19 protein-coding genes are annotated in these 18807 nt (G+C 65.5%); 7 read left to right on the top strand and 12 right to left on the bottom strand.

The genetic code is table 11. The features are described from left to right. Nucleotides 1–88: 88 nt before the first annotated feature. Entirely contained in the window at nt 89–1024 is a 936-nt protein-coding gene (locus DOM45_RS03130; protein ID WP_110598052.1) for a LysR family transcriptional regulator, read from the top strand. A gap of 184 nt (nt 1025–1208) precedes the next feature. Here DOM45_RS03130 and DOM45_RS03125 read toward each other — a convergent pair whose 3' ends face one another. The 4 genes from DOM45_RS03125 to osmF are packed head-to-tail and all read right to left on the bottom strand — an operon-like array spanning nt 1209 to nt 5230. Further along, on the bottom strand, nt 1209–1982 hold the full coding sequence (locus DOM45_RS03125) for an ABC transporter permease (protein ID WP_110598051.1): 774 nt from the start codon (nt 1980–1982) through the stop codon (nt 1209–1211). Continuing rightward, the gene (locus tag DOM45_RS03120) at nt 1979–3058 is read right to left on the bottom strand and encodes an ABC transporter ATP-binding protein (RefSeq protein WP_110598050.1); all 1080 of its coding nucleotides are present in this window, start codon (nt 3056–3058) and stop codon (nt 1979–1981) included. The genes DOM45_RS03125 and DOM45_RS03120 overlap by 4 nt, the downstream gene beginning before the upstream one ends. Nucleotides 3059–3089: 31 nt before the next feature. Further along, on the bottom strand, nt 3090–4277 hold the full coding sequence (locus DOM45_RS03115) for an ABC transporter permease (protein ID WP_162302591.1): 1188 nt from the start codon (nt 4275–4277) through the stop codon (nt 3090–3092). A gap of 8 nt (nt 4278–4285) precedes the next feature. Then, nucleotides 4286–5230 (bottom strand): glycine betaine ABC transporter substrate-binding protein OsmF, encoded by a 945-nt coding sequence (osmF, locus tag DOM45_RS03110; protein ID WP_110598048.1) that lies wholly within the window; start codon nt 5228–5230, stop codon nt 4286–4288. A gap of 246 nt (nt 5231–5476) precedes the next feature. Here osmF and DOM45_RS03105 point away from each other — a divergent pair, with 246 nt between their 5' ends. The 3 genes from DOM45_RS03105 to DOM45_RS03095 all read left to right on the top strand — a co-directional run bounded on the left by DOM45_RS03105 (nt 5477) and on the right by DOM45_RS03095 (nt 7536). Next, nucleotides 5477–5794: an I78 family peptidase inhibitor gene (locus tag DOM45_RS03105; RefSeq protein WP_110598047.1), complete on the top strand. Its 318-nt coding sequence runs from the start codon at nt 5477–5479 to the stop codon at nt 5792–5794. A gap of 79 nt (nt 5795–5873) precedes the next feature. Then, a complete protein-coding gene (locus DOM45_RS03100) occupies nt 5874–6929 on the top strand; it encodes a hypothetical protein (RefSeq protein ID WP_110598046.1) in 1056 nt (351 codons plus the stop codon). A gap of 73 nt (nt 6930–7002) precedes the next feature. Continuing rightward, nucleotides 7003–7536: a cytochrome b gene (locus DOM45_RS03095; protein ID WP_157958336.1), complete on the top strand. Its 534-nt coding sequence runs from the start codon at nt 7003–7005 to the stop codon at nt 7534–7536. Between the two features lie 9 nt (nt 7537–7545). Here the strand turns inward: DOM45_RS03095 and DOM45_RS03090 are convergent, their stop codons facing one another. The 4 genes from DOM45_RS03090 to DOM45_RS03075 form a co-directional block, all read right to left on the bottom strand. Then, on the bottom strand, nt 7546–8613 hold the full coding sequence (locus DOM45_RS03090) for an ion transporter (protein WP_240612272.1): 1068 nt from the start codon (nt 8611–8613) through the stop codon (nt 7546–7548). 59 nt (nt 8614–8672) lie between these two features. Beyond that, nucleotides 8673–9152: an acyl-CoA thioesterase gene (locus tag DOM45_RS03085; RefSeq protein ID WP_110598044.1), complete on the bottom strand. Its 480-nt coding sequence runs from the start codon at nt 9150–9152 to the stop codon at nt 8673–8675. A 161-nt stretch (nt 9153–9313) separates the two neighbouring features. Next, the gene (locus DOM45_RS03080) at nt 9314–10627 is read right to left on the bottom strand and encodes a short-chain fatty acid transporter (protein ID WP_110598043.1); all 1314 of its coding nucleotides are present in this window, start codon (nt 10625–10627) and stop codon (nt 9314–9316) included. Nucleotides 10628–10931: 304 nt separating this feature from the next. Next, a complete protein-coding gene (locus DOM45_RS03075) occupies nt 10932–12281 on the bottom strand; it encodes an MATE family efflux transporter (RefSeq protein WP_240612271.1) in 1350 nt (449 codons plus the stop codon). A 218-nt stretch (nt 12282–12499) separates the two neighbouring features. Between DOM45_RS03075 and DOM45_RS03070 the strand changes: the two genes are divergently transcribed. Beyond that, nucleotides 12500–13918, top strand: a complete 1419-nt coding sequence (locus DOM45_RS03070; RefSeq protein WP_110598041.1) for an alginate export family protein — start codon at nt 12500–12502, stop codon at nt 13916–13918. An 87-nt stretch (nt 13919–14005) separates the two neighbouring features. Here the strand turns inward: DOM45_RS03070 and DOM45_RS03065 are convergent, their stop codons facing one another. From DOM45_RS03065 to DOM45_RS03050, 4 genes are all read right to left on the bottom strand, one after another. After that, a complete protein-coding gene (locus DOM45_RS03065; RefSeq protein WP_110598040.1) occupies nt 14006–14551 on the bottom strand; it encodes a P-loop NTPase family protein in 546 nt (181 codons plus the stop codon). A gap of 81 nt (nt 14552–14632) precedes the next feature. Then, nucleotides 14633–14944, bottom strand: coding sequence for a YfhL family 4Fe-4S dicluster ferredoxin (locus DOM45_RS03060; RefSeq protein ID WP_232822195.1), 312 nt, complete (start codon nt 14942–14944; stop codon nt 14633–14635). Then, the gene (gene coaD / locus DOM45_RS03055; protein WP_110598039.1) at nt 14901–15392 is read right to left on the bottom strand and encodes a pantetheine-phosphate adenylyltransferase; all 492 of its coding nucleotides are present in this window, start codon (nt 15390–15392) and stop codon (nt 14901–14903) included. Before coaD ends, DOM45_RS03060 begins: the two co-directional genes overlap by 44 nt. A gap of 92 nt (nt 15393–15484) precedes the next feature. Beyond that, nucleotides 15485–17362, bottom strand: coding sequence for a beta-ketoacyl synthase (locus DOM45_RS03050; RefSeq protein ID WP_110598038.1), 1878 nt, complete (start codon nt 17360–17362; stop codon nt 15485–15487). Between the two features lie 351 nt (nt 17363–17713). Here DOM45_RS03050 and trmB point away from each other — a divergent pair, with 351 nt between their 5' ends. Together trmB and DOM45_RS03040 are read left to right on the top strand one after the other, a co-directional pair. Beyond that, nucleotides 17714–18403, top strand: a complete 690-nt coding sequence (gene trmB / locus DOM45_RS03045; protein WP_110598200.1) for a tRNA (guanine(46)-N(7))-methyltransferase TrmB — start codon at nt 17714–17716, stop codon at nt 18401–18403. Next, nucleotides 18400–18729, top strand: coding sequence for a DMT family transporter (locus DOM45_RS03040; RefSeq protein WP_110598037.1), 330 nt, complete (start codon nt 18400–18402; stop codon nt 18727–18729). Before trmB ends, DOM45_RS03040 begins: the two co-directional genes overlap by 4 nt. Nucleotides 18730–18807 lie beyond the last annotated feature (78 nt).

Here is an 18807-nt window from a genome sequence, read left to right as displayed (position 1 = left end):
AAGATCGAAAAACAATGGCGTAGCGCGACAGGATCAGGCAAAGCCATATATCTTATGAATTGATAAAAAATTTCGATTCGAGGGCGAGATGTTTCATCAGCGGCAGCTGCAGGCATTCGTGCGAACCGCCGAGTTGGCCAGCTTCACGCGGGCCGCGAAGGACATTCACCTGTCGCAGCCAGCGTTGAGCTATCTGATACGAAAGTTGGAAGGAGAACTGGGCATTGCGCTGTTTGCGCGCAATACCCGTACCGTGGTCCTGACGGAGGGTGGGGCGCTGTTTCTGGGCCACGCCCGGCGTATCCTCGCCGACATGTCGCTGGCGCTGGACGACACCCGCAACGTGCGCGAACTCGAGCAGGGAAAGGTCACGGTGGCCGGGCTGCCTTCGGTGGCCTCGTCGTTGCTGCCGCGGGCCATCGCCGCCTTTCGCAAGCGTCATCCCAAGGTGACCGTCGTCCTGCGCGACGGCCTGGCCGACCAGGTTCACCAGTGGGTGCGTCGCGGTGAGGTCGACATGGGGCTGGGGTCGCCTCTGCAACGGGACCGGGAGCTCGATTTCCAGCCGCTGTTTCACGACGATCTCCTGCTGATCACGCCGCCACGGGTGGTAAGACGCAGTGAATCGCCCTGGTACGGGCTCGACCAGATGCCCTACATCGCCATGGCCCCGGGCTCGAGCGCAAGGCACTACGCGGATCTGGCGATGGAGCACGCCGGCAGGCAGGTCGCGCCCAGCTGGGAGGTGAGCTTCATGAGCTCGGCGATCGCGATGGTGAGAGCGAAGCTCGGCTACGCGCTGCTGCCGGCCTCCAGCGTCGACGTCTTCAATCTCGACGACATCACCCGGTTGCCCGTCAACATGCAGGAGCCACGGGAAATCGGCATTCTCCGGCGCAAGCCGCTGCACGCCTCGCCGGCGCTGGAAGCCTTCCTTCGTCAGTTGCGCAAGCAGATCCCGCCCACCGATGACCTCTCGTCCGATGAGGCGGAGAGTACCGCCGGTCGGGGAAACACGGCATAAAGGGCTGGATGGGCAAGTCACGTCGGTTCAGGGTGCCGGAGCGCAACTCCTCACCGGTACCTCATAGACTCGGGCTGATGCGAAACCTGCCATTCGAGGCCGCTTTCTAGACGTTCTCTCCGCTGCGCTTTCGCGCGCCTTACGCTTCGTGCGTTACGCCGCTCGTCAATTCCCTCGGCGCCGACTAGGCTTGGCCGCCGAACGAGTAGCGTCGCTCCAGCCGCTCGAACAGCAGGTCGGTGACGATCGCCAGCAGCCCGACCAGCAGCGCGCCCTGGATCACGTAGGCGAGGTTGTTGCCGACCAGGCCGGCGATCAGCGGTGTGCCCAGGCTCTTGGCGCCGACGGTGGAGCCGATGGTGGCGGTGCCGATGTTGATGATCACCGAGACGCGAATGCCGGCGATGATCACCCGCATCGCCAGCGGCAGTTCGACGCGGCGCAGAATCTGCCAACGGCTCATGCCGTTGCCGCGGGCGGCCTCCAGCGTGGTCTGCGGTACCGTGCCGAGACCGGCGATGGTGTTCTGGATCACCGGCAGCAGGCCGTAGAGGGAGAGGGCGATGATGGTCGGGGCGAAGCCGAAGCCGGCCAGCGGGACGGCGATGGCGAGCACCGCGGCAGGCGGGAAGGTCTGGCCGATGGCGGCCAGCGACGACACCATCGGTTCGAACTCGCGCCCGACCGGGCGAGTGACGAACAGGCCGGCGGCGATGCCGATCGTCACCGAGATCAGCGACGACACCAGCACCAGCCCGATATGGGCCAGCATCAGGTTGAGGAAGCTGTCGCGGGCGTAGAGCGGGTTGCCGAGATCGGGAAACAGCGCCCGAAACAGCGGCTCGAGCTGGGCCATTCCCAGCGTCAGTGCGATCAGCAACGCGATCAGCACAAACAGTACGCCGTTGCCGGCGGAAGCCGCCCGCCACTGTCGCGCGCTTCGAGCTGCGCCGCTCATGACGCCGGCCCTCCGGCGTGCAGCCCGCCGTTCGACTCGATTCCCATGATGCCCTGCATGCCCACCTCGCCGACCAGCTTGCCGGTTTCATCGACGACCGGCAGCACCATCACGCGATACCAGACCATCCGCGAGAGCGCTTCCTTCATGCTCATCTCCGGCGTGGCGATCCACTCCGACCTGACGTCGGTGTGCTGATGCTGGTCGTCCAGCCGGGCGCCCTCGAGAACGATCGGCCGGCCGGCCTCGTCGAGTCGCCAGCAGTGATCGAGGCCGGGAAGCGTGGCGTGATGGGTCAGGCTCGGAGGCCGCTGGTACTGATGGACCCAGCGCCGCGAGAGCAGCTTGAGCCCCAGGTCGGCCTGGCCGAAGAACTCGCGAACGAAGTCGTCCGCGGGTTTCACCATCATCTCGATGGGGCGGTCGTACTGGACCAGCCTGCCGTTGTTGAGCAGCGCGATCCGGGTCGCCAGCTGCAGCGCCTCGTCCATGTCGTGGGTGACGAAGACGATGGTCTTGCCGGTCTGGCCATGAACCCGACGCATCTCCGCCTGGAGCGCCTCGCGGGTGATCGGGTCGACCGCGCCGAACGGCTCGTCCATCAGCAGCACTTCCGGATCGGCGGCGAGCGCGCGAGCCACGCCGACGCGCTGCGCCTGGCCGCCGGAGAGCTGGTGCGGGTACTTGTGGCGGAACTCGGCCGGGTCGAGGTGGAACATCGCCATCAGTTCGTCGACCCGGTCGTCGATACGGGACTTCGACCATTTCAACAGCTGCGGCACGGTGGCGATATTCCGGGCCACGCTCCAGTGCGGGAACAGCCCGGTCGACTGGATGGCGTAGCCGATCCGTCGCCTGAGCTGCTCGGCCGGTAGCTCGGTCACGTCGTCGCCGTTGAGAATGATCCGGCCACTGCTCAGCGGCACCAGCCGGTTGATCATCTTCAGGGTGGTCGACTTGCCACAGCCGGAAGGGCCGATCAGCACGCCGAACTCACCGGTCTCCAGCGTCATCGAGACGTCCTCGACGACGTTCTTGCCCGCGTAGGTCTTGGTCAGCCCTTGCAATTCAATCATGGGTCTTTCCTGATCGGTGCCTGAAACAGCGTCAGCGAGTACCGGAAGGGCGGCTCAGGCTGACCAGAATCTGCAGCGCAAAGTCGGCGATGACCGCCAGCACGATGGTCGGGATGGCGCCCAGCAGCACCAGGTCTATGGCGTACTGGCCCAGCCCCTGGAAGATGAAGGTGCCGAAGCCGCCGGCCCCGATCAGGGCGGCGACCACCACCAGCCCGATCGCCTGGACGGTGACGATGCGCAGCCCCGACAGGATCACCGGTAGCGCCAGCGGGATCTCCACCCGCCACAAGATCTGGCGCGGCGTCATGCCCATGCCGCGGGCCGCCTCCAGGGCGCCGGTCGAGACACCGGCGAGGCCGGAGTAGGTGTTGCGCACGATCGGCAGCAGCGAGTAGAGCACCAGGGCGATGATCGCCGGCGCCACGCCGATACCGCTGACCCCCAGCTCGCCCAGCCACGGCACCGCCCGGCCGAGCGCCGAGAGCGGCGCGATCAGCAGTCCGAACACCGCGATCGACGGTAGCGTCTGGAACACGTTGAGCACACTGAACAGGCCGTTGCGCAGGCGGGCCCGACGATTGGCCAGCAGGCCCAGCGGCAGACCGACCAGCAGGGCGGGCAGCAGCGCACCGCCGACCAGCAGCAGGTGTCGCACCAACTGGTCGATGAAGTTGTCCCGCTGGTTGGCGAATTCGCGCATGATCGACAGCGGCGAGAGCAGCTCGCCGGAGAAACAGACGCCGATCACCGCCAGCGCCGCGACGCCGTAGAGGGCGCGCCCCGCCGGGCCGAGACGCAGCCGTTGCAGCGCATCGATGGCGATCAGCGCGCTGGCGAACAGCAGGATCCAGAAGGTCGCGCCCTGCGACACGCGCGCGGCCGGCGAGGCGTCGGCCAGGGCGCCATGGGCGTAGGCCCCGAGCGCCTGGAGATCGAGCGCCAGCAGCGGTAGCGTGGCGCCCAGCGACAGCCACAGCGCGAGGCGTCGGGGCAGCGGTCCGGCCAGCGCCGCGACCAGCAGCAGGAGTCCGATCAGCGCGAAGGCCGCGAGTTGCCAGCCGGCCAGCGCCTGCCACAGCATGACCGGTTGGCCCGACACCAGCCGATTGGGGGACAGGCTGGCAAACGGCAGCAGCACGACGCTGGCGACGGCCGCAATCAGCAGCGTCGCCAGCACCCGGTTGCCGACCCATCGGCGTCGTTCGGGAAGCGCCACGATCGAACTCAGTCCAGCAGGCCTTGCTCGGTCAGGTAGTCATGGGCGACCTGATCGGCCGGCAGCCCGTCGACCTGGATCTTGCCGTTCAGCGTCTGCAGCGTCTCGCGATCGAGGGATTCGAATACCGGCTTCAGCAGTTCCGCGATCTGGGGATAGGTGTCGAGCACCGACTGACGCACCACCGGGGCCGGCTCGTAGACCATCTGCACGCCCTTGGGATCGTCCATCACCTTGAGTTCGGCGGCGGCGATGGCGCCGTCGGTGCCGTAGACCATGGCGGCGTTGGTGCCGCTGGTGCCTTCGGCAGCGGCACGGATGGTGGCGGCGGTGTTGCCGCCCGAGAGCACCAGCAACTGGTCTTCGTCGAGCGTGAAGTCGTAGGCGCGCTGGAAGCTGGGCAGCGCCGCATCGCTCTCGACGAATTCGGCCGAGGCGGCCAGCTTGATCTCGCCACCGTCACTGACCCACTGGCCGAAATCGGCCATGGTGGACAGGTCGTTGTCGTCGGCCACGTCCTGGCGTACGGCGATGGCCCAGGTGTTGTTGGCCGGCGCCGGCGTCAGCCAAGCCAGCTGATGCGCCTCGCTGTCGGCAGCCTTGATCTTGTCGTAGCCCGCCTGCTCGTCCTTCCAGGCCGGATCGTCGGTCGTGTCGGTGAAGAACGCGCCGTTGCCGGTGTATTCGGGGTAGAGATCGATATCGCCCGCCACCAGCGCCTGGCGCACGATGTTGGTGGGGCCGAGCTGCAGCCGACTATCGACCGGCAGGTCGGCGTTTTCCAGGACGTCGACGATCATGTTGCCGAGCAGGGAGCCCTCGGTATCGATCTTGGAGGCGACGCGAATCGGCTGCTGGTCGTCCTGCGCCACGGCTTGGCCCACGCCGAGGCTGGCGGTGATCGCCGCGGCGGCGATGGAGGTGATGAGGCGAACGGAGAGCGACGGGCGCATGGTGGCGTTCCTTTGCGATCGATGAGCTTGAAGACTCGGTTGTTTTGGGTCGTCCGTCCGGGACGGCTCTGCGTGGCTGACCGGGACAAGGGCCGGTCAATGAGAGTTTGAGTCTAGCGGCACTGCGCCGGGTCGACCAGCCGATGCCGAGTTCGGCGTGACCTGCTAGGCTTGGCGAATCCGATGTGGCGCCCGGCTCGGCGCGCCTCAATCAACGAGAGCGGTTTCTCCAGCAAGGAGCAAGGCATGAAAATTTCCGGTGCGGCGCTGATCGTGAGTGGCTTTCTATTGGCGGGTTGCAGCACGGCACCCAAGCCCGACGAGGCGCCTCTGCCCCCCGACGTGAAGCCGGTTCCCGAGGATGCCTGCGGTGCTCAGACGGTGGGTAGCCTGGTCGGGGAAACCCTCACCGATGCGCTGCGGGCGGATATCGCGGACCGATCACGGGCCTCCGAGATTCGAGTCATCGAGCCCGGCAAGGGCTACACCATGGACTACCGTGCGGAGCGGCTCGATATCAAGGTCGACGATCAGCGCATGATCACGGATATCTCCTGCGGTTGATCGCGGCAACAGCGGACTTCGAGGGCCGAACCATTCGGCCCTTTTCTTTCACGCAGCGGGCCCTGCCGGGGAGGTTGCCATGCTACGTACCGAGATCATCGCCGAGGGAACGCTGACCTGTTTTTCTCCCGGACTGCAATACGAGGACGGCTCGCCGGTCAACGTCGAGGTGTCGGCGGTGGTCTTCGACGGCCATCGTCTGCTGCTGGCCAGCGACAAGCCGATTCCGGGAGAGGGGCGCTCGGCCGTCTTCGCCTTCGATCTGGTGGAGGGGGTGCCGGATCCCGATAGCCATCGATTCCTGACCGCCGATGCCATCCGGCGCGCGGTCAAGTACGAGGACTTCGCCCTGACCGTCGATGGGCGCTACATCCTGGCGACCACCGGATTCGACCGCATCGACGACGAGAGTCACGATCTCAACGTCTACAATCACCTGCTGATCTGGCCGGTGGGCGAGCCGGAGCGGGTGCAGGTCGTGGATCCGGATCCCCGCGACGGTGTCGAGGGGTCGCTGGAGCTGCGTCGCAAGCTCGACGATGCCATCGGCCTGCCGTACTACAAGATCGAGGGGCTGGCGGCGGTTCCGGCTTCGCCTGAGCTGGACGAGCCCTGCGATGGGTTGTTGCTGTTCGGCGTTCGAGAGCAGGGGCGCGCGCACGATGATTTCGATTACGTGGCTCGCGTGGTGGGCGTTCACTATCGGACGACGGCCGCCGGCAATCTGGAGTTCGTCGACGAACTCCGCGAGCGCTACCGCTTCGACCCCTCGGAGTACGCGGGTGTCCGCCACATCTGCGGTCTATCGAGCCTCGAATACGATCCCTTCAACGATCGCCTCTATCTCATGGCCAGTTTCGAGGTGGCGGACGAGCATGGCGAGCAGATCGGCGGCTACCTGTGGTCGATGGCACTGGCCGATCTGAGTCGCGGGACCCCGCCCTCGATCGTGGAGGACGTTCACGGGGATGTGCTGGAGTTCGAGCACAAGGCTGAGGGGTTGGCGGTGCTCGACGCCGAGCGGCTGTTCGTGGCCTACGACAACGATCGCGACATGTCGCTGGGCCGAATCGACCAGCGGGACGAACGGGAAGCGTGCGAAGCGCCCTACACGCTATTGCGAATCGTGCCATGACGGCGGCAACGCTGGCGATCCGATGTGCGCCGAGGCGCCTTGCCGCAGACCACGACGGGAGAGCGAGATCATCATGCTGAAGGATGCCCCGCGGGCCTACGGTCGAGTGACGCGAATCCTGCACTGGCTGGTCGCGGTGCTGATCGTCACGCAATTGAGCAGTGTGTTCGTCAACGCCCTGTGGAAGGACAACGCCTTCAGCCAGGCGATCTTCCCGTGGCATACCACCATCGGGGTGAGCGTGCTGATCCTGATGGCGGTTCGCACGCTGTGGGCGCTTTCCCAGCGCCGGCGTCGCCCGCGCCACGAAGGCGGGCTGCAGCGCCTGGCCATCGTCGGCCACGTGGTGATGTATGCGTTGCTGATACTGATGCCGCTGTCGGGTGCCTTGATGACCTGGGGCATGGGGTACGGCGTCCATCTCTTCGGCAAGGCCTGGTTCGAAGGCGCCGATGCGCCCTGGGCCGCCAGCTTCGGTGGCCTGCACGGCACGTTTGCCTGGCTGCTGACGCTCATGATCGTCGGCCATGTCTGCATGGCGCTGTACCACCACTTCCGGCTTCGAGATGGCACCTTGCGCCGGATGCTGGGGCCGGCGCCCGACTGATTCGCCGGTTCAGCCCCCGCCAGTCGGTTCGGCGGTGTCGTCGTGCCGGGTTCGCGGCTCGCTGAGCTCACTTTTCCAGCGCTTGATGGCGACCTGCTCCTTGAGCAGCTCCAGCATGTCGATCAGCACCTGCTGGGTCACCCGGTCGGTCTTGTCGTCGACCTGCAGCCAGGCGTCGAGACCGCTGCCGACCAGGTCGGTCATCAACGAGTGGAAATGCGGCGAGCGCAGACCATCGATGGCCTCGTGGACGACGCGACTGGCAATGTCGCTGAGGCTGCGTTCGATGCTCTCCGCCACGGCATCGCCCATGGGCAGGCGCCGTAGCCGCCGCAGCTCCTCGTTCTCCTCCATCGTCCTGGCCACCAGCGCCGCGACATAGCGGTGCACCTGCTGGTGATTCTCGGCGTAGCCCTTGCTGACGGTGCGCTCCAGCCGGCTGGCGATCTCGTCGACGAGGGCCGCCTTGCGCGGCTGGATCACCTCGTTCGAAATGCGCTGGGTCAGGTGTTTGCTGTTGCGGATCTCCTTCTGCAGATCGCCGAGCAGGTTGATGGCGACCCGGTCGGAGATCTCTTCCATCAGCACACCGTAATAGGTGCGATAGAAGCGATAGAGACGCCAGCGCGTCACGTCGACGAGGCCCAGGCGCTGCAGCCGGATCAGCAGCGAGATGACACGCAGCACGCGCAGCAGGCGGAATCCGGCCAGGGGGATGCAGCCGAGCACGTCGTACCAGTGCACGAACGGATAGAAGAACCAGCGGGCATAGCGGCGCTGAGCGATGGCGATGGCCCAGCCCAGCAGCACGTCGAGCAGGAAGATGGCGACGAAACAGAGGTCGATCTCGACGAAATTGGCTCTGATGTAGGTGTCGTAGGCGGCATGAAGACCCGGCGCCACGGCGCCGAAAGCGCTATTGAGCGGCGGGATCAGGAACAGGCTGTCGAACAGCAGCAGTGCCAGGTTGATCGCCACCAGCACGACGACGGCAAGATCCCAGATCATCAACAGGCGCTCGCCGAGCGGACTGGACCGCCTGGCGGTGCGGGCTTGATGGAATTCGGTTTCAGGCATCGAACATCCTTGTTCGTCGGGCGTTCAGGCCGGCGACGATATCGCGGGAGGGTGAAATGTCACTGTCCGGCCGGATAGGCCTTGAGATGCTCGGCCATGGCGTTGCGCTCTTCCTCGGCTTCCTGCTTGCGCAGCTTCTTGCGCAGTGCCGCCTTCTCGAAGCGTAGCTTCTGCAGTGGGGTCTTCAATTCCAGCGACGGTACCGGGACGGGATTGCCGTCATGGTCGACGGCGACCATGGTCAGGTAGCAGCTGTTGGTGTGGCGTATCACCCGTTCCTGAATCGATTCGGCCAGCACCTTGATGCCGACCTCCATCGACGAGCGGCCGACGTGATTGATCATCGCCAGGAAGGTCACCAGTTCGCCGACGTGGATCGGCTGCTTGAACAGGACCTGGTCGACGGAAAGCGTCACCACGTAGCTGCCGGCATAGCGGCTGGCGCAGGCGTAGGCGACTTCGTCGAGCTTCTTGAGAATCGCCCCGCCATGCACCTTGCCACTGAAGTTGGCCATGTCGGGGGTCATGAGTACGGTCATCGACAGCTCGTGCTGTCGGGGCAGGTCATCGGGCGTCACGGTATCCTCGGGGTCGTCTGGTGCGTGTTGTTATGCGCCAGATGTACCACGTTTGGCCCGGACTGCCCATCGATCGTCCCGCCGGTTCCCTCGCGCCGGCTCTCGGGCGCGAGGGCGGCGAGCTAGATCAGGGTCAGCCCCAGCCCGATCACCACCCCCGTGACCGCCAGCTGGATCAGGCAGAATCCCATGATGTCCTTGGCCTTGAGACCGGCGATCGCGAGCACCGGCAGGGCCCAGAACGGCTGCAGCAGATTGGTCCAGGCATCGCCCCAGGCCACGCCCATGGCAACGCGCGAGACATCGGCACCCAGCGCCTGGGCCGCGGGCAACATGACCGGCGCCTGAACCGCCCACTGGCCGCCACCGGAGGGCACGAACAGGTTGACGATACCGGCACTGATGAACGACCAGAACGGCAGCGTATCGGCAGTGGCGATGGCGACGAACATCTCCGAGAGCGACTGCGCCAGACCGGACTGCATCATGATGCCCATGATGCCGGCATAGAACGGAAACTGGATCACGATCCCGGCGCCGCCCCTGATGGCCTCGTTGAGGCTGGCAAGCAGGCTGCGCGGCGTGCGATGGAACACGATGGCGAGTGACAGGAACAGGAAGTTGACGCTGTTGAGATTGAGCCCGCCGCCGGCAAAGACGAAGTAGTGGATCAGGTAGAGCAGTCCCGGCACGCCCACCAGCAGCGACAGCAGGGTACTGTTCTCCAGTCGCTCGGCGGGTCGCTGGGCCCGAGTGGCGTCCGGGGCCTCCGGTTCCGAGAGCTGGTCACGGCTGACGAAGACGCTCTCGTTCTCCGGTGGCAGCATCCAGCGATTGATCAACGGCATGATGACGAACAGCGCCACGACGATGGCCAGGTTGTAGCCGGCGACGATCGTCTGCGAGGTGGGGATGATGCCGATCTGGGCCTCGCTGAAGTGCCCCGGCGTGGCGATGGTCAGCGGGATCGAGCCGGCCAGGCCGCCGTGCCACACCACGAAACCGGAGTAGGCGCTGGCGATCAGCAGGCGGTAATCGACCCTTATCTGTCGTGCCAGCGCCTTGGCGAATAGCGCCCCGATGACCAGCCCGAAGCCCCAGTTGATCCAGCTCGCGGCGAGTGATACCAGGGTCACCAGAATGATCGCGCCAGCGGGCGTTCGGGCGGTGGCGGCGAGCCTGTCCAGCAGGCGCTTGATCGGCGGCGAGTTGGCGAGCATGAACCCGGTCACCAGCACCATCAGCATCTGCATCGAGAACGACAGCAGTCCCCAGAACCCGTCGCCCCAGTACTGCATGACCGCCAGTGGCGATTGTCGTTCGAGCAGCATCGCCGCCAGTGCGGCGACGATCGTCAGCAGCAGTACGAAGATGTAAGGGTCGGGCAGATAGCGCTCGACCAGCTTGACCGCCGGGCGGGAGAGGCGCTGCAGCATGAGGGGTATCTCGTCGGTGAACGTTAGGGAAACACTGCATCAATGGCCAAGCAGGCGAATCGGTTTCGTTGCGCGGTGCCAGTCCGAGCGCAATCCTCGCCTATCACCCATATGCTCCGGTTGACTCGGAACCTGCGGTTTCTCGCTCCTTCGAGGCCGTCCTTGGGACGTTATCTCCGCTTCGCTTCGAGTCTGCGCTCTGTGCGACGGCGTGCCGCCCACTTCATCCTGCTCATCGATTCATGCAGCGTTCGATTGGCGCGAGCCTAACGCATCCCCGCACTCTCCATTAGTCAACCTTGGTCTAGCGACTTGTTTCCGGGGAAGTTTCGCTGCCGGCGGTCGGCGACCAGCGCGTCCTTCGGTAGTACAGGTAACAGAGGCCGAGAGAGGTCGAGCGCACCAGGGTGAAAAACAGGAACGCGAACCACAGGCCATGATTGCCGTAGCCCTGGGTCAGCCACCACACCGGCAGATAGCAGGCGATGGCCAGCCATACGGTATCGCGCATCGCACGACTTTCGGTCGCGCCGATGAAGACGCCATCGAGCAGGTAGCTCCATACCGCCAGCGCCGGCATGGCGATCATCCAGGGCAGGTAGTCGGCAGCGGTGGCGCGGACCTCCGGCAGGTCGGTCAGCAGCGATATCAGCCCATTCCCGGCCACCGCGAACAGCAGCATCGAGCCGCCCGCCACCAGCAGCGACAGCTTGCCGGCGGCACCGACGGCGGCGCCGAAGTCGTTCCAGTCTCGGCGTCCCACCGAGCGTCCGGTCAGCGCCTCGGCGGCGTTGGCGAAGCCGTCCAGGGCGAACGAGACAAGCATGATGAACTGCAGCAGCACGGCATTGGCAGCGAGGACGGTGTCGCCGAAATTGGCCCCCTGGGCGGTGAAGAAGGCCTGGGCGAACAGCAGCCCCAGCGTTCGTACGAACAGGTGCTGGTTGACGCGAATCAACGCCGAGTAGTGGCCCCACACCCACAGCGCTTGGCGCGACAGCGATCCGCCCAACTGCCGACAGTGAACGGCGACCCGCCACAGGCCGAAGGCCAGCGCGCTGTAGTCGGCGATCAGCGAGGCCCAGGCCACCCCGTCGCTGGCCAGACCGAAGCCGACCACGAACAGCAGGTCGAGGATGATATTGACGCCATTGGTGAGCAGCAGGATCGCCAGCGTGATGCGCGTCTTCTGCTGGCCGATGAACCAGCCCAGGATGGCGTAATTGGCCAGCACCGCCGGGGCCGAGTAGATCCGGATGTGCGCGTAGTCGGCGGCAAGCCGCATCGCCGTCTCGCTGCCGTCGAGCAGCCACAGGCCGAAATCGATCAACGGGTGCGACAGCAGGATCAGCATCAATCCGATCGTGACGGCCATGACCAGCGACTGCGCCAGCAGCAGACGCACGTCGCTGTCGTTCTCGCGACCCACCGCCTGGGAGGTCAGGCCGGTGGTGCCCATTCGCAGAAAGCCGAACCCCCAGTAGAGGAAGCTGAACAGCGTGGCGCCGAGCGTTACTGCTGCCAGATAGCGCGAGTCGGGGAGGTGGCCAACGACGGCCGTGTCCACCAGCCCCAGCAGCGGGACGGTGATGTTGGAGAGGATGATCGGCCACGCCAGCTTCCAGATGTGGCGGGTCGTATATTGAGAGGCCAAGTCGTGCTTCCTGCGGTTCGTCGAAATCCAGCCAGCGGCGTCCGCCAGCATACTCGCAACTCGGCCCCGTGCGGGTCGCGAGTTGCGCTGTCGGCGAAATTTTCTAGGCTTAGCTCGATGTCACGCGAATGCCATCGTCGTCTGACCGGCCGATCCCGGAGACCGCATTCGCTATCGCCAACGGTTGAACAAAAGCCGAGAGCCAAGGGAACCTGACCATGTCGCCAAGCAGCGAGCAGCCGGCCTTGCCCGGTCGTCGTGCACTCACGTGCGCCTTTCTGATGGGGGGAATGTTCTCCTCCCAGGCCCACGCCATCACTGCCGTCACCGATATCGACTATCTCGGTGCCGGCATCGCCACACCGAGCGCCCCGCATTCGCTCTACGAGAGTGACGATGGACGTCTTCGCCTCAACGGCGGGCTGACCCTCTACGGTTTCGGCGCCGCGACCGATAACGTCAATTTCGGATCAGGGTCCAGTATCGATGGCGGCGCGCCCACCGGGACCAGCCCTGACTGGATGGAAGCCGCAGGCCAGCCGGCGCTGACGGCGGAGTGGGATATCCCCGACGGTGGCACCTGGTTTACCGGTGTTCAGGGCAGCTACGCGCTGACTCGCGGCAGCGCCTACGGCGATGCGGCCGGCGCGACACCCGGACATCCCGAGCATGCGCGCCTCGATCGCGCCTACCTCGGATGGCGCAGCGGCGATCTGTGGGCCGATACGCTGGGCGAGGACGCGATCACGCTCTCGGCCGGACGCCAGAAGTTCGAATTCGGCGACGGCTTTCTGGTCGGAGACGGCTTTACCGATACCGGCAAGTACGCGGGCTACTACATCGGCCCCAGCGAAGGCTTCAAGAACAGCGCCGTCGCCTCGATCGAGAGTCACGGCTGGCACGGCGACCTGTTCCACCTCGAGGCCGATCAGTACGTCAGCGGCGGGCCGGATGACGAAACCAGCACCAATGGCGTCAACGTCGACTACACCTGGGGCGATCGGGCCAAGGTGGGCGCGGCCTACCTGCGAGTCTCCGACAGCGACATCGCCGGCCGCGACGGCATGGACGTCTACAACCTGCGAGCCAAGGGCAAGCCGTTCGCCGCCGTGCCCGATTTCTCGCTGGGGGGCCAGATCGTCCGCGAGAAGAACAGCGATGAAGGCATCGACGACAACGGCTGGTATATACAGGCGACCTACGACTTCTCCGAGGCGCCCTGGACGCCGCAGATCGCCTATCGCCACGCCGAATTCGGCGAGGACTACGACACGCTGTTCTACGACTTCGCCGGCGGCTGGGGCAACTGGTTCATGGGTGAGATCGTCGGCGAGTACATGCTGTTCAACGCCAATCTGGATGTCGACATGCTGCGCTTTTCGGTGGCGCCGCGGGACGATCTGGAGGTCGGGGCGATCGGCTACCGGTTCCGCTATCACGACACCGAAGCGGCGGGTACGAGCCATAGCGACTTCGCCAACGAACTCAATCTCTATGCCGACTGGTCGATCACCGAGCGTCTCTCGTTGTCGGGTATCTACGCCATCGCCGACCCGCAGCAGGGGGCCGAGGAGCGCTTCGGTGGCAACGACGACACCGCTCAGCTGTTCGAGCTCTACGCAACCTACACGTTCTAGCCGCACCGCGAACGCGATGCCGTGAATGCGAGAATGCGAGAATGCCAGCACCGCTCCGACCCGGAAATCGGCGCGGCGCCGGCGTTTTCAGCGGTTGCGCTGGACCAGCGCGGAGACGCAGGTCGCCAGCTCGTGGCGATGGGTCAGGCGAATGAAGCGGATGTGCCGGTAGGCCGGGTCGATCATGGCGGCCAGATAGCGCCTGCGATTCTGACGCCAGGTCCCCAGCGACCAGAGCAGGATCGAACGGCGACTGAGGAAGGTCTGACGAAAGCTTTCCCGGTTGCCGGTACCGGGCCAGAGCTCCTCGCGGGTGACGATGCGTTCGATGGCGCGGCGCACGGATTGGCTCAGTACTCGCCAGAAGCCCAGGTCGAGCCAGATGACGATATCCGCTTCGGGCCACTTGATATGACGTGTGCGATCGAAGTTGCCGTCGATGACCCAGCCGTCCGGCGATGCCGCCATGGCCTGGCGGAGACGGGCGAAGAACTCGTCGTCGGGAGTGCCTTGCCAGTCGGCTTGCCAGTAAAGCTGGTCGAGCTGGATATGCGGAACGTCGAGCACGCTGGCGAGTTTTCTCGCCAGCGTGCTCTTGCCACTGCCACTGGTGCCGACGACGTTGATCTTCATGGTGGGCGTTTCGCGGATAACGGGCGCGACCCGGATTTGCGGTGGGCTCATTCACGGGTCACGGGAGCGGGACGAGCGGGCTCAGGCTGCGGTGATGATCCGGTACTTTTCCATCAGTTGCTCCTTGCTCTCCTCGCGCTCGGGGTCGAGCGGAATGCAGTCCACCGGGCAGACCTGCTGGCACTGGGGCTCGTCGAAGTGACCGACGCACTCGGTGCAGCGGCCCGGGTCGATCACGTAGATCTCTTCCCCGGGCGAGATCGCGTCGTTGGGACATTCCGGCTCGCAGACATCGCAGTTGATGCATTCATCGGTGATCATCAGTGCCATGTAACCGTCCTCGCGGCGCTCACGCGCCGTCTGCCGCGAACCGCCGGCGGAGTGCATCGACAACGCACGGCGATACGTGTTGGGAAACGTCCCCGCCGAGGCGCGCGATCTCGCGCACGAGGGTCGAGGAGATATACGAATTTTCGATCTCGGGGGTCAGAAACAGCGTCTCGACGTCCGGTGCCTGGGCGCGGTTCATGTTGGCCAGCTGCATCTCGTACTCGAAGTCCGATACCGCCCTGAGCCCGCGCAGGATGATCCTCGCCCGCTGCTGCACCAGCAGTTCGGTGAGCAGGCCGTCGAAGCCGACCACGTCGACATTGGGCCAGTCGGCGACCACTTCGCGAGCCAGTGCCTCGCGCACCTCGAGCGACAGCGTCGGCTGCTTGCGCGGGCTTTCGGCGACGGCGATCACGACCTTGTCGAAGATCCTCGCGGCGCGCTGGATCAGATCCCGATGACCGTTGGTGATCGGGTCGAAGGTGCCGGGGTAGACGACGATGTTCTGCATTCGCAAGACTCCGCGCTGATCGAGAGCATGGCGGACGGCCGACTGCTCGGCCGAAGTCGATTTCCTGTCCGGGTGTCGTTGACGATCCGAACTCAATCCAGTGTACCGAAAGGATTGTCGACCTTCAGCGATACGGGGTTGGCATAGCCGGGAATCCGGATCGCATCGCGACCGACCTCCAGCTCCGGCCCCTCCAGCACGCCCTCGCCGAAGCGATAGATGACCTCGAATCGTCCCGCATCGGCCTCGGCTTCGTACTGCGCGGCGGCGGCGAGTGTGCGCTCGCGGCGGTGCCGCCAGTCGTCGAGTGCGCGCTGGCCGTGGCGCTGGGCCAGCAGGCGCTCGGTCACTTGCGGCGACAGCAGCAGGCCGGTGGCGTTGTTGCCGCCGAACCCCTTGGCGTTGATGAAGCTGCAGTCCGCCTCGAACGCGAGTGGCGCCTGGAAGAAGCGTAGCTTCTCGGCGTAGACATCGTCCGCCACCGCATCGAGCGTCGGAATGCCCGGCACCCAGCCATGGGCGAAGGTGCCCAGGGCGCTGGCGATCTGGTCGCCGGCGGCAGTGCCTTGAGAATGGCCGATGAACGCCTTGATCGCGGCGACCGGCCAGTTTTCGATGCCGTTGGCCCGCGCCACCTGGTCGAAGATATGCGACTCGGTGGTGCGGTTCTTCGGCGTACTGGTGCCATGGGCGTGGAGATAGCTACGCTGCCGCACGCTCTGTTCACCCAGGATCGAGGTGGCCAGGGCCACCGACTTGCCCAGCGTGAGATAGTTGCCGATACCGGGGGCGGAGATCGAACGCTTCCAGCCGTCGGCATTGACGTTCACCTCGGGCACGGCGGCCAGGATCTGGGCGCCGGTCTCCAGCACCAGCGAGTCGTCCATCAGCAGCACGAACTGTGCCGCCTCGGCGATGGTGAAGCCGCAGTTGCGGGCGAACGGACGGCAGGCGCGCTGGTAATCCTCGTCGGTCAGCAGCTCCAGCGCGTCCAGCGCCATCAGGCTCTGGTCGTCGGCGAGCGCGCTCATGGCGCGAAAGCCTTCGATGATCTCCGGCGTCACCGGCGCATCGCTGGTGCCGACCATGACGATGCGGCGACGGCCCTGGCGGATATCGTCGATGCCGAGTCGCAGGTTGTAGAGGAAGGTGGCGCAGGCGCCCTGGATCGCGCCGGTGGCGCCCACGCTGCCGAGTACGTAGGCATTGAGGAAGTCCGCCGGCATCTGGCCATAGCCCAGCGGCATCTGCTTGGAGGTGGTCCGCTGGCCGGTGACGAAGCTCTTCAGCATGCCGCCCCAGCCGGCGTCGTCGAGCTGGCCGATGGAGTTGCCGGCGTAGACGGCGATGGCATCCGGATCCACCCGGTCACGCAGCGATTCCCAGTCGAGCCCGCTCTGGCCGAGGCAGTCGCTGACGCCGAAGATCGCCATCGACAGGCCACGCGGGTGGTGAACGCTGCGGTAGAAGGTTTCCGGCGAGAAGCCCGACGGCAGGCAGCCGGCAGCCCGCACCAGCGCCTGCCGCCTTTCGGGCAGCAGCGCGTTCAGCGTACCGGCAGGCACGTTGACCTCGACGGTCTGCCTGTCGAGCTCGCGGATCTCCCAGCCATCGGGCAGTGGCTGCGGCAGTTGGCGCCGTGACGTGGTGAAGCTCACGGGCTGCGAGAACGTCAGCCGCATCTCGCGGTTGCCGGGGATACCGGCCTCCCGGAAGGCGTCGTCCTCGATGCGCCGGATCAGCGTCTGCTTGAGAATCTGCTCGCGGTAGCGATCGACGACCGCGGCCTCGCCGAGCGTCTCGCCATCGGGACTCTGCCATTGGCCCTCGCCGCACGGGGTGACCAACTGCATCAGGGTCGCCAGGGCAACGAGCGTACGGGTCTGCTCGGCGGCTGGCAGAACGTCGAGAATCGTGCGGCGGTAGGCTTGGTGCCCGGAGGTTCTTCCCGCGGCGTTGACGCCGCCCATACCGACGATTACCGGTAAATGTGACAAGCCACGTCCCTCGTGAACATTGGGGCAATCGGTGACCATGACATGGGGATGGATCGACTGCGATGAAAGGATATTCCCGCCGGGGACTCAGCTTTCGGTCCAGACCGGTGGAGAAAAGCCCCCGAGCGAACAGGGAAAACAGTGATCGTACATGCCATCGAAGGCCGTATTGCCAGGATTGGCTGAATGTGGGCAGGGATGATACACCTGCGCGCGCGCGCCGTCATGCCACGCCAGGTAAGCTATCGTGCGTTCCGGATGCATGGGTCGGGCAGCCGGCTGCTAGAATACCCGGCCTGTCGCAGCTTTATCATCGGTGTTCTCATGCAAGCCTCATCGCGCGCCATCGTCTCAAGTCAGCAGGGGCCGCACCAGGATTTGATGCGCCGCGTCCAGCGTGCTCGCGATAGCGAGTGGCAACGCCCGCCGGCCGAGCATACGCGGCTGGCCTTCGTGGAAGCGGCTCGATGGCTGGAGGCGCAGTGCCGGCCGCTGATCCTCGACGCCGGCTGTGGCGTGGGGCTCTCCACGCGCCGGCTCGCCGAACGTCATCCCGATCATGCCGTGATCGGCGTGGACCGCAGCGAGCTGCGGCTGTCGCGAGATCACGGTGCCTTGCCGGACAATGCGCGACTGGTGCGTGCCGATCTGGTCGATTTCTGGCGCCTGGCGCTCGCCGCCGGGTGGCGGCCGGCGCGGCACTACCTGCTCTACCCGAACCCCTACCCCAAGAGCACGCAACTCAAGAAGCGCTGGCATGGCCATCCGGTCTTTCCCTCGCTGCTCGCGCTCGGTGGGGTGCTGGAGCTGCGCTCCAACTGGGCCATCTATGTCGAGGAGTTCGCCCTCGGGGTCGAGGCGCTGCTCGGGGTCGAGGGCGAGATCGCTCCCTTCACTCCCGGCGTCACGTTCATGACGCCATTCGAGCGAAAATATTGCGAGAGCGGCCAGACGCTGTGGCGCTATCGCGTCGATCTCGCCGCTTCGCTACCCAACGGAGAGCCCGCCCGATGAGTTATCTGCTCCTCGCCCTGGCGATCGTCGCCGAAGTCGTGGCAACCAGTTCGCTGAAAGCCTCGGCCGGTTTCACACGCTGGCTGCCCAGCCTCGTGGTGGTCGTGGGCTACGGCTTCTCGTTCTATGCGCTGTCGCTGGTGCTGAAGTCGCTGCCCGTGGGCATCACCTACGCGATCTGGGCCGGCCTCGGTATCGTGCTGGTGACGCTGATCGGTATCGTATTCTACGGCGAGAAACCGGACCTGCCCGCCTACCTGGGCATGGGGCTGATCATCGCCGGCGTCGTCGTCATCCAGGTTTTTTCGCGGCTGTCGTCGCACTGACGTGCGGTGGTGCCTCCTCTCTTTCAGCGCTTTCGTCTTTTGGTACTTTGACATGACACCAGGCATCGCCTCCGAGGG

The organism is Salinicola lusitanus (assembly GCF_003206045.1).
GTDB classification, from domain to species: domain Bacteria; phylum Pseudomonadota; class Gammaproteobacteria; order Pseudomonadales; family Halomonadaceae; genus Salinicola; species Salinicola lusitanus.
Note: the sequence above shows the minus strand (reverse complement) of the source record. Positions and strands in the feature narration are given on the sequence as shown.

Coding starts and splice junctions, on each gene's coding strand:
- DOM45_RS03130 (WP_110598052.1), top strand. CDS start 89: ATGTTTCATCAGCGGCAGCTGCAGGCATTCGTGCGAACCGCCGAGTTG.
- DOM45_RS03125 (WP_110598051.1), bottom strand. CDS start 1,982: ATGAGCGGCGCAGCTCGAAGCGCGCGACAGTGGCGGGCGGCTTCCGCC.
- DOM45_RS03120 (WP_110598050.1), bottom strand. CDS start 3,058: ATGATTGAATTGCAAGGGCTGACCAAGACCTACGCGGGCAAGAACGTC.
- osmF (WP_110598048.1), bottom strand. CDS start 5,230: ATGCGCCCGTCGCTCTCCGTTCGCCTCATCACCTCCATCGCCGCCGCG.
- DOM45_RS03105 (WP_110598047.1), top strand. CDS start 5,477: ATGAAAATTTCCGGTGCGGCGCTGATCGTGAGTGGCTTTCTATTGGCG.
- DOM45_RS03100 (WP_110598046.1), top strand. CDS start 5,874: ATGCTACGTACCGAGATCATCGCCGAGGGAACGCTGACCTGTTTTTCT.
- DOM45_RS03095 (WP_157958336.1), top strand. CDS start 7,003: ATGCTGAAGGATGCCCCGCGGGCCTACGGTCGAGTGACGCGAATCCTG.
- DOM45_RS03090 (WP_240612272.1), bottom strand. CDS start 8,613: ATGCCTGAAACCGAATTCCATCAAGCCCGCACCGCCAGGCGGTCCAGT.
- DOM45_RS03085 (WP_110598044.1), bottom strand. CDS start 9,152: ATGACCGTACTCATGACCCCCGACATGGCCAACTTCAGTGGCAAGGTG.
- DOM45_RS03080 (WP_110598043.1), bottom strand. CDS start 10,627: ATGCTGCAGCGCCTCTCCCGCCCGGCGGTCAAGCTGGTCGAGCGCTAT.
- DOM45_RS03070 (WP_110598041.1), top strand. CDS start 12,500: ATGTCGCCAAGCAGCGAGCAGCCGGCCTTGCCCGGTCGTCGTGCACTC.
- DOM45_RS03065 (WP_110598040.1), bottom strand. CDS start 14,551: ATGAAGATCAACGTCGTCGGCACCAGTGGCAGTGGCAAGAGCACGCTG.
- coaD (WP_110598039.1), bottom strand. CDS start 15,392: ATGCAGAACATCGTCGTCTACCCCGGCACCTTCGACCCGATCACCAAC.
- DOM45_RS03050 (WP_110598038.1), bottom strand. CDS start 17,362: ATGGGCGGCGTCAACGCCGCGGGAAGAACCTCCGGGCACCAAGCCTAC.
- trmB (WP_110598200.1), top strand. CDS start 17,714: ATGCAAGCCTCATCGCGCGCCATCGTCTCAAGTCAGCAGGGGCCGCAC.
- DOM45_RS03040 (WP_110598037.1), top strand. CDS start 18,400: ATGAGTTATCTGCTCCTCGCCCTGGCGATCGTCGCCGAAGTCGTGGCA.